General features: G+C 43.7%; 8 protein-coding genes and 1 pseudogene. 5 read left to right on the forward strand and 4 right to left on the reverse strand.

The features are described from left to right. Positions 1-57 precede the first annotated feature (57 nt). Positions 58-1,602 (reverse strand): annotated as a pseudogene (locus tag ACVA58_RS13140) (hypothetical protein); the annotation flags it as partial. Between the two features lie 327 nt (positions 1,603-1,929). Between ACVA58_RS13140 and ACVA58_RS13145 the strand changes: the two are divergent. The 5 genes from ACVA58_RS13145 (at position 1,930) to ACVA58_RS13165 (ending at position 7,286) form a co-directional block, all read left to right on the forward strand. After that, positions 1,930-3,480 carry an MFS transporter gene (locus tag ACVA58_RS13145; RefSeq protein ID WP_446510887.1) on the forward strand — a complete coding sequence of 517 codons (1,551 nt, stop codon included), beginning with the start codon at positions 1,930-1,932 and terminating at the stop codon, positions 3,478-3,480. Positions 3,481-3,637: 157 nt separating this feature from the next. After that, positions 3,638-4,720, forward strand: a complete 1,083-nt coding sequence (locus ACVA58_RS13150) for a glycoside hydrolase family 117 protein (protein WP_446510888.1) — start codon at positions 3,638-3,640, stop codon at positions 4,718-4,720. Positions 4,721-4,730: 10 nt separating this feature from the next. Continuing rightward, positions 4,731-5,894, forward strand: a complete 1,164-nt coding sequence (locus ACVA58_RS13155; protein ID WP_446510889.1) for an iron-containing alcohol dehydrogenase — start codon at positions 4,731-4,733, stop codon at positions 5,892-5,894. A gap of 11 nt (positions 5,895-5,905) precedes the next feature. After that, the gene (locus tag ACVA58_RS13160) at positions 5,906-6,172 is read left to right on the forward strand and encodes a SemiSWEET transporter (RefSeq protein ID WP_446510890.1); all 267 of its coding nucleotides are present in this window, start codon (positions 5,906-5,908) and stop codon (positions 6,170-6,172) included. Positions 6,173-6,269: 97 nt separating this feature from the next. Then, the gene (locus ACVA58_RS13165) at positions 6,270-7,286 is read left to right on the forward strand and encodes a LacI family DNA-binding transcriptional regulator (protein WP_446510891.1); all 1,017 of its coding nucleotides are present in this window, start codon (positions 6,270-6,272) and stop codon (positions 7,284-7,286) included. Between the two features lie 59 nt (positions 7,287-7,345). Here ACVA58_RS13165 and ACVA58_RS13170 read toward each other — a convergent pair whose 3' ends face one another. From ACVA58_RS13170 to ACVA58_RS13180, 3 genes are all read right to left on the reverse strand, one after another. Then, positions 7,346-10,201 (reverse strand): beta-galactosidase, encoded by a 2,856-nt coding sequence (locus ACVA58_RS13170; protein WP_446510892.1) that lies wholly within the window; start codon positions 10,199-10,201, stop codon positions 7,346-7,348. Between the two features lie 54 nt (positions 10,202-10,255). Then, positions 10,256-11,539, reverse strand: a complete 1,284-nt coding sequence (locus ACVA58_RS13175) for a carbohydrate porin (RefSeq protein WP_446510893.1) — start codon at positions 11,537-11,539, stop codon at positions 10,256-10,258. Positions 11,540-11,645: 106 nt separating this feature from the next. Next, a complete protein-coding gene (locus ACVA58_RS13180; RefSeq protein WP_446510894.1) occupies positions 11,646-13,901 on the reverse strand; it encodes a beta-galactosidase in 2,256 nt (751 codons plus the stop codon). Positions 13,902-13,983: the final 82 nt, after the last annotated feature.

The raw sequence follows: 13,983 nt of genomic DNA on the forward strand, positions 1-13,983 counted from the left end.
GGAGTTCCCTCCGTGATTGCCTACTAAAAGTATAGCAACACTTAAAGGGAACATAGCCTTCTGAATAATATTGACGTAGTTGTCATTCGGCTTGGCTGGATCTTTTATACTCCATTCTTCATTGAAGAAACGCTTGAGTTCAGTGGCTTTTTCTTCCCATTCAGCCGCAAGTGCGTCTTCACCTCGGGCGCTAAGCATTTCAGCGTATGCGACTGTCGCTTGGTATTGTGAACCGATACCATCACCGGCTTCAATTGGGAATTCACCACGTTCATTGTAAGTCGCCGATCCCTCGAAGATCCCACCATAGCCCTCGGCAATACCATTTGGCTCTTGGTCATCATGCAGAGCGATGTAGTCGGTCAATACTTTTGTGTAGAACTGCCATAAGTCTGGATCATTAATATAGCGCTCATCACCCGTCCAGCGATACTGCTCAAAGGCCTTTTCGATAAATTCAAATTGCGCCGGTACTTCGCGAACAAAGTAGTCATCGTGGTGGTAATCGATAGTGTGTGGCGTACCGTCGAAGTTGATTGCCCACAAGGTATACCACTTACGCGGCTCGGTAGAGTGGCGGGCAAAGGTTTGGAACATCGATAGGTTTTCCGCTCCTAAGCCAGCTAACCACCCACCACTGGCTTGGTGAAGGAAGTCTCGGGAATAGAAAGCGGTACGGTCAAAATAGCCAGCCCAATACGATGGGATATAATCAGCAGTGCCGCTGCCGTCATTGTTGTTTTCGTCACGGTTGAGCAGGCCTGCTTGCCCCGTCATGACGAACTGTTTGGTTTTATCAATCGCCCAGTTAAAGGCGTCTTCTAACTCCTCGTTAGACGATGCAATAGTAACCTCTTTGTTGCTCTCGATAGCGGTCACTTTCCACTTCTCCGCTTTGCCTTTTTCATTGACCACATATACTGAAACGGGTTTTGTGAAATCAACAATATCGCCCTGTCGTAAACTGGTTTGGCTTTGTGCGGATGCGAGAAGATTGCTGATGCTCAGTTGGGTAATATCTGTCGCAAAGGGGACTGAAAATTCGATGCGTTGCTTGTTCCGGTTAATGGTTGTGGTACCGGTTTGCTCCGCGACATTGAACTGAATAATTTGATTGAACGTCGGCTGTTTGTCTTTTTTCGATTTTGTTAAAGACACATTATCTATGCTGACTGCACTCTGGTCGGAGCCTGAGAAATAAACTGATAAGATTTCTCCCTCCTCAAGCGCAATATTTTTAATCTTATTGAGTGAGTATTCTTTGTTCTTACCAAATTTATCGAATACTAACACTTCACCTGCGAGATTCTTCAGACCAAACTTCCCGCCTTTCTTGTCGCTCTGTATGAAAGCTGACAAGTCATAATATGCCGTTTCAGGAACGGTGATAACTTGGCTGATATGGTGTTCGGCACCAATTGCGATACGGCCACGGTACGTCCCTTCATAGGCACCGTCGCTGCGAATATTGGAGAACCAGTAACTCCAGCCTAACCCTTTGTCTTCAAAACCAGGGTTATGGATAACGTTATTTTCATTGGCGTTAGCAAAGCTGCCAAATAGGATACCTGAGAGTATTACTGCCACTGCTGTAGGTTTCATGTAGACCTCATGCTTGTTGTTGTCGTTTTGTTCACGTTGGCAGGTATATTGGCATGCGGACTTGGGTTAAAGCGTCACGAATAATCACACAGGTATCCTGTTTTCTAAGATTGTGTGAGCAGGGTAACCTTGTTGAATAGCCAGAGGGAGGGGCGATTATTTGCTTTTGTTCGTGACTAGCCCCTCAGATTTGATGCTTGCTTGCCACCTTACTGACTATTCAATCGCTAAGTGTGACCCTCATCGATGTTTTTTACTAATACGTATGGAAGTATCTTTACTAAATATTACTAATATTATTAGCTTTATCTATCATCTGGGGGTTTTATGGCGATAAATCATAATCGGCGAGTCACACAATATGCTTTGATTAGTGCGTTTGGTGGCTTTGTTTTCGGTTTGGATGCAGCAAATATATCAGGTGTGGTGCGTTATGTGACTGCACAGTTTGGCTTAAGCAGCATGCAAATGGGGAGTGTGGTTGGTGTCGCAGGCATTGGAGCAATTGTTGCTTTAATGATCACAGGCAGTTTGTGTGATAAATATGGCCGGAAAAACATCTTGCTTGGTCTAGCGTGTCTTTACACTTTGTCTTCGACTATATCTTCGTTAGCGAGTAGTTATGAAGTTTTATTAGTAGGTCGCTTCATAGGAGGAATGGCATTTTGTTCATTGTCGATATCGTCTATGTATATCGGCGAAATTGCGCCTGCAGATAAACGAGGTAAGTTCGTTTCTATTAACCAACTTTTGATAACGATTGGTAGTTTGGTTGCCTTTATTGTCAACTATTTATTAGTAAAAAGTATCGGTGCGATTGATGTTGTCACCACCGAAACTGTTTGGCGATTTATGCTTGGTTTCGAGCTAATTCCGAATATTATTTGGATTGTCTTGTTGGTTAAAGTGCCGAAATCACCTCGCTGGTTGATTTCCAAAGGGCGCATTACCGAGGCACGTGAAGTATTTAAAAAAATTGTACCAGCCAATGAGATCGAGCCTCTGATCATGAACGTGAGACAGACTGTCTCGGGTGACAACACCAATCTGCTTGGCCAAGTCAAAGACTTATTTAGCCGCAGGATGCGGTTGGTGCTATTTATTGCCGTGGCTTTTGCTATCACACAGCAGGTCATTGGTATCAATGCAGTGTTGTTCTATGCACCAGTCGTGTTCGAGCAGATTGGGATGAGTGTCGAAAGCAGTTTCATGCAGACAATTTACGTCGGAATTGTCAATGTCAGCTTTACTATTGTCGCGATCTTGTTTGTCGAGAAACTGGGGCGCCGAAAGTTAACCTTGGCAGGATTAGCACTGATTGTCATCGCCCATGGCTCTTCATGGTACGGGTTTCACAGTGCGACCTATCAATTGGATGAACAAGCGGTGGCAAGCCTGCAGCAACAGAAAATACCAACAGAACCGTTAGCTGCTTTAGTTGGTACGCACTATTCCTCTGATGTTGAATTCAAGGCTGACTTGGCCGAATTATACAGCCCGAATGAATTGCCTTTGGTGACTGGACCTATAATTGAGTCAGCCATCAATATTAATGCTTCGTACGTTCTATTCGGTATTTTTGTCTTCTTAGGGGCATTCCATTTCTCGATAGGGCCAATAATGTGGGTGATTTTTTCTGAAATTTTTCCCAATAAAATACGCAGTATAGCCATTCCTTTTGCCGCACTTATCACTAGCTTGACCAGTTACTTTGTTCAACAGTTCTTCCCGTGGCAGTTGGAACATTTTGGTGCCGGCAATACGTTCTTGAGCTACGGTGCTGTGGGATTGGTCAGTCTCATCATCATGCTGAAGGTATTGCCTGAAACGAAAAGTAAATCGATTGAAGACATCGAAGCTGAGTTGGTCGCGAATTGATGGCGTTTGATTGTGAGAATACGATTATCAGCCCCCAAAGTGTGATGCAGTTCAATGTAAGCTAATAATATTAGTGTATCATTTGGCTAATATTATTAGTAAATTAACTAATTTAAAATTCAGGTTAACCTGGGTACATGTAAATCGAGGAACAATAATGGCTAAAAAACTGAGTCTTGCTAGTCAGCGTGCAATCGAGCGGGGTTACGATCAACGCGGACCAGAGTGGTTGATTGAGTTTGATGTTGAGCCACTGAAAGGCGATTTCGCTTTCGAAGAAGGTATTATTCGCCGTGACCCGTCTGCCGTCATTAAAGTCGAAGAGCTTTATCATTGCTGGTATACCAAGGGAGAGGGCGAAACAGTCGGTTTTGGTTCGGATAACAAAGAAGACAAAGTTTTTCCGTGGGATCTTACCGAAGTATGGCATGCAACTTCCGAAGACGGTGAATACTGGCAAGAGCAAGGGGTTGCTATTGAACGAGGGTCGGAAGGGGCTTATGACGATCGTTCATGCTTTACGCCTGAAATCTTAGTGCATGAGGGGCGTTATTACTTAGTGTACCAAACGGTTAAATACCCCTACGTTAACCGACAGTTCGAGCATATTGCCATTGCAGAAGCAAGCTCACCGTTTGGTCCATGGAAGAAGTCTGATGCGCCAATCTTGTCACCGACAATGGATGGTGAGTGGGAAGGTGAAGAAGACAATCGTTTCATTGTTAAAAAGAAAGGAAGCTTTGACAGCCATAAAGTTCATGATCCATGCCTCTTGTTTTTCAACGGTAAATTCTTCCTGTATTACAAAGGGGAGACAATGGGGGAGAGCATGAATATGGGCGGACGTGAAATTAAGCACGGTGTTGCTATTGCTGACAACATTTGGGGGCCTTATGAGCGGTCGGATCTGAATCCAATTAGCAACAGTGGCCACGAAGTCGCTGTGTGGCACCATAATGGCGGCATCGCTTCGTTAATTACTACCGATGGGCCAGAGAAAAATACCATTCAATTTGCAGAGGATGGGCTGAATTTTCAAATTATGTCCCATATTAAAGGGGCTCCAGAGGCTGTTGGTCTTTACCGTGACTCAAACCCAGATAATCTGGTTCAATCTCCGGGGATGGGTGTTTGGGGCCTTTGCCACAAATACGATCCAAGCTGGAATTGGAACTTCATCTGCAAATACAAAGTAAAACGTCAAATCCTAAGTGCTGGCACTTTCCAAAACTCTAATTAATGAGGCAAATATGATTAATTTTGACTTCTCTAACCCAACTCGAATTTTGTTTGGTGAAGGGGCAGCTAAAAGCATGGCAAACTATATCCCAGAAGATGCAAAAGTGCTGGTGGTATATGACTCAATCATTGAGAAAATCGGAACGCTGGATAAAGTTCTGTCCACTATTTCAAATGAAGTGATTAAATTTGATAAGATTCAATCTAATCCAAAGTTTGAAATTCTAATGGAAGCGGTAGAAATTGTCCGTCAAGAAAAAGTGAACTTTATCCTTGCTGTGGGTGGAGGTTCAACAATGGATGGTGCAAAGTTCATCTCACTTGCAGCACACAATAAAGCATTTATCGATAATGAAGCCGACATCCTACATATCACCCCAATGACGGATGAACGCATTACACAGTCGATTCCTGTGGGAACAGTTGTAACCTTGCCTGCAACGGGGTCTGAAATGAACCCGCATGCGGTTATTAGTCACGGTGAAGACAAGCTCGGTATTTCATCACCGTTCGCCTATCCTGCGTTTTCAGTTCTTGACCCAACCTATACATTTACCTTGCCAAAGTCGCAAATTGCTAACGGTATTGCTGATAGCTTTATCCATACAGCTGAACAATATGTGACTTATCCTGCGGAGGGGCGTTTTCAGGACCGTACAGCGGAAGGCATCATGCGAACTATCGTGGAAGTGGCGCAAGATAACCTGGAACAGCCTGAAAACTATGATGCCCGTGCCAACTTAATGTGGTGTTCAACCATGGCATTGAACGGTCTTATTGGCTCTGGTGTGCCTGTAGATTTTGCTACCCACATGATTGGCCATGAAGTAACGTCACTGTTTGGTATTGCCCATGCACCGAGCCTTGTGATTATCATGCCTGCATTGTGGCGTGTACGGAAAGAACAGAAAGCGGCGAAGCTTCTGCAGTATGCTGAGCGCGTATGGGACATTACTGAAGGTACTGATGACGAAAAGATCGATGCTGCAATTGATAAGACAGAAGAATTCTTCCGCGCCCTTGGCCTTAAGACCCGTTTCTCTGACTATGGCTACACCTTCAAGGATGTTGAGCCAGTTCTTGGCCTGTTAGAAAAACATAACATGACCGCATTGTCTGAAACCGGTGATCTTGACTTGACCTGGTCTAAGCGTATTTTGGAAGCGGCAATGTAAGGAGAAGGTTGATGATCAGCATTGGTTTAATTGCTGCCTTTTTCACGACCGTATCGTTTATTCCACAAGCGTTGAAAACCTTAAAGACAAGGGATACATCGGGAATTTCATTACCTATGTATATTATGTTTTTTCTAGGTGTTTCACTTTGGATTGTATATGGATTGGAAATAAATGATTCATCAATAGTAATAGGCAATAGTTGCGTGTTGATGTTTATTGTTCCAATTTTATATATCAAGATAAAAGCGGTCAGTGCTGAGAAAGTGCCAACCTGATTCATGAACTCATGGGTTATGAGTTGTATTAGTGTGTAATCGTTTTGCCCGGCTTCTGTGCCGGGCTTTTCGGTTTAATTTGGAATATGAAGTAAAGATGGCAAAAAAAGTTACAATGATAGATATCGCAAGGGAGGCGAGTGTTTCTCAAACGACGGTGTCGTTAGTATTGAATGGCTCAAATGCTGTACAAATCTCTGATGAAACCAGAGACAAGGTGTTATTAGTGGCTAATGAGTTGGGGTACTCTAAAAGAGCGACGACTCATAAGTATGATGAACCTAAAAAAATAGCACTCATTCTGGATTCTGTTTCTGATCATGACCCTTTTATCGATGCGATTAATACAATATGGGATGCAGGCTGGGAGAATGATTACTTTATCTCGACCTTTTATTCAGGGAATAATCCCAATTTAGAAAAGCAGATTCAGGCTGAAATTAATTGTAATAATTCCTATGTTGGAATTATTTATGCTTCATCTGTGACACGCAAAGAGATTGAAGTAAAAATTAAGGCGGACTTGCCCGTTGTACTGTTAAACTGCACCAGTGTCGACGAGTCGTTGGCATCTATAATGCCTGCCGATTTGCATGGTGGTTATAAAGCGGTGGAGCACCTTATCAATCAGGGGTACAGTAAAATTGCTGCTATTCTTGGTGAAACATGGATGGAAGCGACCCAGCAGCGACTTGCAGGATTCAATCAAGCGCTTATCGATAACCAAATGATCCCTAAAAAGGAATATCAAGTTGAAGGTGACTGGTCGTTAAAAAGTGCTTATCAGAAAACATTGCAGTTGCTAGCGTTGCCCAATCGTCCTGATGCGATTTTCTGCTTTAGTGATTATATGGCAATGGGGTGTTATCAGGCTATCAAGGAGCAGGGCTTTAAGGTCGGGCAGGATATTGCCGTTGTTGGATATGACAATGCACCTTTAGGTTTGGAGTTGGAGCCTAAGTTATCTTCGGTGGAGTTACCCTATTCAAAAATGGGGGAAGAGGCGATCCTTCGAATCGATGCTTTAATTAAGCAACAGCCACTACTTCAGCGTTCTATTAATTTACCGAGTGAGCTTTATGCCCGTGAATCGACGACTGCTGGTTGTTCATAAGTATCTTAAGATGAAAAAAGAGGCCAGTATTTTGGCCCCTTTTGTTGCCTTTTCAGTTGTTACCCTTTAAACCTTTTATCGTAAAGCTCGGCATTAAACTGTTTCGCTGCCTTAATTATTTCAACATAAGGTTCATCAGCCACAGTAACAAAGCCTATGTTGTAGTTCTCACCGTCCCAAGCTCGCCCTGTTGCAGGGGAATCAAGGTATTGAAACCAATGGGCTCCGACAAAGTATGGATTATTCACGACACTATCCATGTAATGAGTGTACATCTTTGCCCGTTCAGATTGATCGGCGACGGTTATGATTCCGCCATGGAACAACCCGGTGTCGGTGGCTCCAAAGTGGAATTCACCAATCATGCTTGGTTTGTCCAACTCGGGTAGCAAGTCTTTCCAATGTGCTTTTTTACTGTCGTCTAGGTCATTGGCATACAAGTTGTAACTCATCACATCAACATACTTTGCAGCGCCACGGGCTATTTCGGGAGTGACGCCCCAATCGGCGAAACGAGCACCAAGGTAGAGGTGATTCGGTAGTACTCTTTTCACTTCAGCCTGAACGATAGAGAAGTATTGTTCAGATAACATTTGCAACAAATCGGAGTAATCTTCCCGCATTCCATCGGTGAGCGCAGAGCGGTGGTTAAATGAAAGATCGAAGCTGTCCCATGATTTGATACCAGTTTGCCAAGCTTGGTTCAGCGCCTTAATAGTCGAATACTTTGTTTTAAGACTTTGGCTAAAGGCGGCTTTGGCAGGACTTTCCTGGCTACTATAGCTAAGTGTATTGACGATAAGACCGAAATGGTTGGCTTCATTCATTACATTGCCCCAACTGATTTCGTTATCGACAAACACACCCACGAGCCATGGATCATTGACTGAGACTTTTGAGGCGACTTCTTGAGCCATGGCCTTAGCGCTATTGATGAACTCCGGATCAAATGGATCATGGATAGGGCCCCAATAGTCATTGCCAGTGCTGATCCGTTTATGGTTGCCATTGATCCATCCATGGACCTGATAGGCGATTCGCTCACTGCCGTAGAACATTGGGTCGATCCAGTTACCTAGTGTGGTGAATCCCCAGTCGTTCATGCGATCAAGAGTAACATCTTTCCAAACCTGCATTGCTTGGTGTTTATCGGTATCAAATTTGCGCATTAGGTTGGCACGGTAGAAACTAAATACCTCCCCTTGCTTTAGCGCTCCTGAATGGACAAAGGGTGCGTAGTCATAATTAACCGCAAGCGGATCGCTCTGCTCTGGTAGCCACTCGAACATGGAATGACGAAGCTCTGAAGCAACCACTGGAGCTTTAGAGTTAGCATCATCGTAATCTATACCTGTTATAGTGACCGTATCGTCCATGCGGACGTTATCAAGACCGGTCATGAAAAAGAGGCAACCCTCTGGGTCAACCAATGTCCATTTTCCGTCGATTTTTGTCGTTCTAAAAAAACCGGTTCCATCTAGCTTGGGTCCTTGCTTCCATCCACCATACTTGCAACGATCTGCCATAGGGGAAGCGTTACCCAACGTTTTCAGTGCTTTTTGTCCAGCACGTATTAATTGCTCATCAGAGTGAATCTTCTCAGGCCATTCATCGCCTGTAAATTGTCCATATTGATCAACGATGTTCTTGTATCGGGTTATCTCAGAATCAAGATCAGGAATGAGCCGGATAGATCTAACTGCTATTTCTGCATCTTTAATTGGGTTTTGTAGGTATAGCTGAATACTGTGAATTTGACTGGTGTCAAGTTTGGTTTCTCCCCAACCAAAGCTGATGGCGTGAGCGTCATAGGATAGTTTAGGTGGCTCGCTTCGTAAACCTGATGTCATCGCTCCCGATGACTGGCCCGGTGCTAAGTAATAAGTACCGTCACTATTTGGTTTTAAAGTGACATAGCCAGACATACTATCGGTCACGCCATCTGCGGTTCCGCCTGATTCCGTATTTTTGGCTTGATCTACTCGAACAAAAAGTTGAATGACTTCGTTGGTTGGGTTTTCAATATCAAGTGCAAGGTTGAAATTGCCGTGCTCAGACCAATTCCACGGTTCATCGGGTTGAAACGTGATATTAGGGTAATCTTCTGTTGCAGGAAAGGTGACAGTGAGGCGTTTTTGCCCTGGTTGAGTCTGCGGCTTAATCGTTGCCGTGCTCAGGGATGGCTTTATCAGGTCGGAAGTTTTATCGCCACTGAAGTCATCGATTAATGCCAAAGTTGGTACAGGACCTGCGTCGATGATTCGCTCATCAGCTGTAATGAAGTCGCCTGATGCATCTATTAGCTCCATATTATTGATTATGACTGTCTGCTTATCGGCTGGTCCTTGAATATAGAACTGGAACTCTACAAGTTGCCTGAGGTCGATCTGTTCACCTCCCCAATAGTTATCGAGTTGCCGTTTACTGCCGTTGAATAGCATTTCAGCAGTTTTTGTTTTCCCTGACTCAATCATCACGGCATAATTGAGTTGGTTGTTTGTTGCCCCCATCTGACCTGTACTATCGACAAGCTTCAGAATGATATTTGCAGGTTGATCTGTTGGGTTGGTGATATCTAATTTTAAACTTCCTTTGTCATTCCAGTTCCATGCTCCTACGTTAGGTGCGAATTTCACACTTGGCCAAAGTGTATTTTTATCTTCATTGGTAACAGCATCGAATGACATTTCGAAATAAGGTTGATGAGGAGAATGAAGACTCTTATCTCTACTTACTTTTGCGTGATGTGCATTCGTAGGTTGTAGTTCAATAAAATTATTCGGCTTTTTTGAACTTTCAGTTATTTCATCATTTAATATATGTGTGCCTTTTATATCGGCAACAGCGGAATTCCCCATGCCTGTTATTACAATAGATGAAAGTAAAATTGCTATTTGTTTTTTTTGAGCTTGCATTGCTACTCCTTTTATAGATTTAAAAGGCAACCTTTCAGGCTACCTTATAGATGATTACCACCAAGCCTCAAATTGTGCACCGACGGTTAGTGCGTCTGTTTTCCCAGTTTTAACGCCACCATCAAGATCTATATCCCAGCGGTCATAAGCTAAAGTTTCAACATCTTGCTCGGCATAGGTAACAAAGAAGCGAATGACAGGACGTTCCCAGAAGTCGCTAGCAATGTGAAGGTTTTGCGATAGGGTCACTTTGTATCCTGAATTTGTGCCGTCTTGCGATGAATCGACAGCAGTAATGTCGATAAACTCGTAGCCTAATTCCAATTCAGTTGATGTGCGCTCGTTCCAGGTGTAACTGTTGCGGGCAACAAAGGCATTCCAATGGGAGTCTTTGACACGAGTGTCAGCTCGCTGGCGTGCCCCTTCGTCAAAACTTGCTGTTTCATGTTGCCAGATATAAGAGAGAGTATAGTTGTCTGTAACTGAGTGTACGCCCTGCCAAAAGCCACCTATTTGATAGTCTGGTAAAGCTTCCCAGCTTCGGGTCATCGAACCTGACGCATTCTTCGAATAGCGGATGAAGAGCTCGTCATAACCTGTATTACTTAACAGCAATAACTTTGATGCTAGCTGATAAGCATCAGGCTTATCGTCGGTTTTGTTTTCTGAGTCTGGTCCCATAGGAGTGCCATAATTGGCATAAAGGTTAAGTGTGAGGTTGTCTGTCAGCTCGATAAAGGAAAGCGAACTGGTGAAAGCGACCAGTTCACCAGCACCATCCTCAGGTGCTTCTTCATAGATATTCCGGCTGACGCCCAGATGCAGCTTACCAAAGCCAAGATCGTAGTTTTCAAGGCCAAAACCTAATCCATCATTGGACATAGACTGCGAATCGGTAAGGAAGGTTTCTACACGGTTATAATAACGTTTACCAGCCCAGATTACGGCTTCAGGGTTAGACTGAATAATGCCGTTGCTTTGTATAGCAAGTTCATCCAGAGCCAACCCGCCATCGCCATGAACAATGTTCGACTTTATGGCCCAATTCATGTCATTTTTCTGTTCCCAATCATAACCCAAATGTAACTCAAGCCAATTAGCTTCGTTACCTAATCGGCCGCCAGAGGAGTTGGTATAGGTATTGCCGGCTAAACGGAAAATATTCATTCCATTGTTAGCCCAATTATAGCCGCCAGGACTTAGGATATCGTCGTTGGTAATTCCAATGCCGCCTTTCGCATAGCCGTTAAATGTAAATCCTCCTTCATTTGCATTGGCCGAAATGGCAAATGATATACAACTTGAAATGATGGCGAACTTTAATAATTTTGTTTCCATTATCAATCCTTGTTAAATAACATTCTAAAATTAAAATGGTGAAAATATAAAAGCAGATACAGGTGTCCCTGACCTATTAAAAGGCCAGGGTATTAATGTCTAATATTTACTTAGCTTTTGGGTTGAATCGTTTCTGATATAATGCGCTGTTAATTGTCTTGGCAGAATTAACCATTCCGTTATAAGGCACATCAGTTACCGAAACAAAGCCGATGTTGTAGTTCTCACCATCAAAAGAACGACCGGTGATCGGTGAATCGATATATTGGAAGTAGTGACAGCCGACAAAATACGGGTTATCAATCACACTTTGGACATAGCGCTCATACATTTCACCACGCTCATCTTGGCTTTCTGCTGAAACTAACCCTGGGTGGAAGAAACCCGTATCACGGGCGCCAAAATGGAACTCACCAATGATGCTTGGCTTATCGATTTCTTCCAGGAATTTCCAAGGTTCTGGGTGTAAGCCTTCTTTGTAGTAGTTATAACTCACTACATCGGCATGTTTGGCGCAAGCTCGAACCACTTGCGGTGTCATTCCCCAATCGGCAAAGCGGGCACCTAGGTAGAGGTGGTTAGGCAGTTCTGACTTGACGGCTTTAGCTACAATGCGGAAATACTCTGAAGCATATGTTTCAAGTAAGAGGCCGTAATCATCAAGCTGAGCTTGGTTATGATCTAATCCTTTAATGCCTTGTTCTATTGTTTCCCAACAGTCAAAGTTGGTTGACCAACTCTGGTTCAATGCTTCAATGGTATGGTACTTACCTTTTAATACAGTCATAAAGACCGCTTTGGTCGGTGACTCTGCAGCATTACGACTTAGAGTATGGATCGGAATACCATATTGGCCTTCAATCGTCCCCATACGGCCCCAGCTTTTTTCGTTGTCGATGAAGACACCGACACACCAAGGAGAGTCCATGATCTCGGCTTTGACCTGCTTGACGGTCGCGATGGCACGTTGCTCGAACTCAGGATCAAAGGGATCGGGTAATGCGGTCCAGAAATCATCGCCACTGCTGACGGTCTTGAAGTCGCCGATAATCCAGCCATTGGCAAAGAAAGGGATTTTTTCGTTGCGGTAAAATTCGGGGGCGGCCCAGTTACCTAAACAAGTGAAACCCCAGTTAAGCATCCTGTCGATGGTAACTTCACTCCAAGTTTGACGGTAATTCTCACCATATTTACGCTGAAGGTTAGCAGCATAAAAACTGAAGGTTTCACCTTGTGCTGTCGGTCCTTCCCACAGTTCGCGCATGTAACCGTAGTGTTCAGCCAGTGGTTCGTCGTAACTTGGAAGCCAGTTAAAGCAGTTTCTGCGTACGTCACTGGCTGTAAAGGCAGTTTCCTTTGCTGCAGTGGAAACAGTTACCTTTTCAATTGAGTCTTCAGGGGTAAGGTCATCGGCTTGGCGTTGCTCAATTTTTGAATGATCGTAATCAACTCCTGTCATGGTGTAGGCATTGGCAAGGCGGATTATGTCGATGCCAGTTGCGAAATACGGGTAGCCTTCAGGATCAATCAATGACCATTTGCCCGCAATTTTCTGGGTTCGGAAATACCCAGTGGCTTCATAACGCTGATCACCGGTATAACCACTGAATGTTGAACGTTGAGGCATTTTGCCTTCTTTTAACGCTTCTAGTTCATTATCACGAAGGGTTAATAATTCAGATTCAGAGTGAATTTTTTGTACATAATCCACATTGGCATTTTGACCGAATTCATCAATGATACCAGTGAGATAATCAGGGTTAACTGATGGTGACATGATCAGGCGAAAATTACCTAGGATAAGCTCATGATCAAGTAATGAACCGTGAATACTGAGTTCAATCTTACAGATGCTGCTCAGGCTCATATTGATAGATCCCCACATCCAAGTGGCGTATTCATAGGGGGTATCAAAAGGTGCGGGATTGGAGCGTAAACCTGAGTAATGGTTGGTTTTACCTTTTAAGCAATCGCCCTTCAACTCTGTGATGTAGGTTTTAGCCTTACGACAGGCTGGAATGGTGATGGAGCGGCTGTGCATTTCACCCTGAGTATTGAAGATATTGATGAATACTTGAGTTGAGTGACTCGTTAGGTTTGATGCATCGAAAGCGAAGCTGAAGTTAGGGAGTTGGCTCCAATCCCATGGTGCTGCCGGTTCGATATTGGTTGCGGTATAAAAATTATCTTTGGCATGACTGATGATCTTCACCGCGTATTTTTCGTCACCTGTTGGGGTAATGAACGCATCAGTATGTAGAAAGGTGAGCTCACTTGGCAATGATTCACAATTAAAATTGAATAGACGCTTTTCTTTGAGGGAAGACACACGTTGTGTAGGTTCAATAATTGAAGTAGACACAGTAAAACCTCATATGATGCAAGTTGTGTTTGTTTTATAAATTAATGTACAAAAGGGGCAGCTAACTGCCCCTTTTGTATTT

Source organism: Photobacterium sp. DNB22_13_2 (assembly GCF_052873915.1).

Excerpts from the sequence above, each read along its gene's own strand:
- ACVA58_RS13145 (WP_446510887.1), top strand. The coding sequence starts at position 1,930 with ATGGCGATAAATCATAATCGGCGAGTCACACAATATGCTTTGATTAGT.
- ACVA58_RS13155 (WP_446510889.1), top strand. The coding sequence starts at position 4,731 with ATGATTAATTTTGACTTCTCTAACCCAACTCGAATTTTGTTTGGTGAA.
- ACVA58_RS13175 (WP_446510893.1), bottom strand. The coding sequence starts at position 11,539 with ATGGAAACAAAATTATTAAAGTTCGCCATCATTTCAAGTTGTATATCA.
- ACVA58_RS13150 (WP_446510888.1), top strand. The coding sequence starts at position 3,638 with ATGGCTAAAAAACTGAGTCTTGCTAGTCAGCGTGCAATCGAGCGGGGT.
- ACVA58_RS13170 (WP_446510892.1), bottom strand. The coding sequence starts at position 10,201 with ATGCAAGCTCAAAAAAAACAAATAGCAATTTTACTTTCATCTATTGTA.
- ACVA58_RS13165 (WP_446510891.1), top strand. The coding sequence starts at position 6,270 with ATGGCAAAAAAAGTTACAATGATAGATATCGCAAGGGAGGCGAGTGTT.
- ACVA58_RS13160 (WP_446510890.1), top strand. The coding sequence starts at position 5,906 with ATGATCAGCATTGGTTTAATTGCTGCCTTTTTCACGACCGTATCGTTT.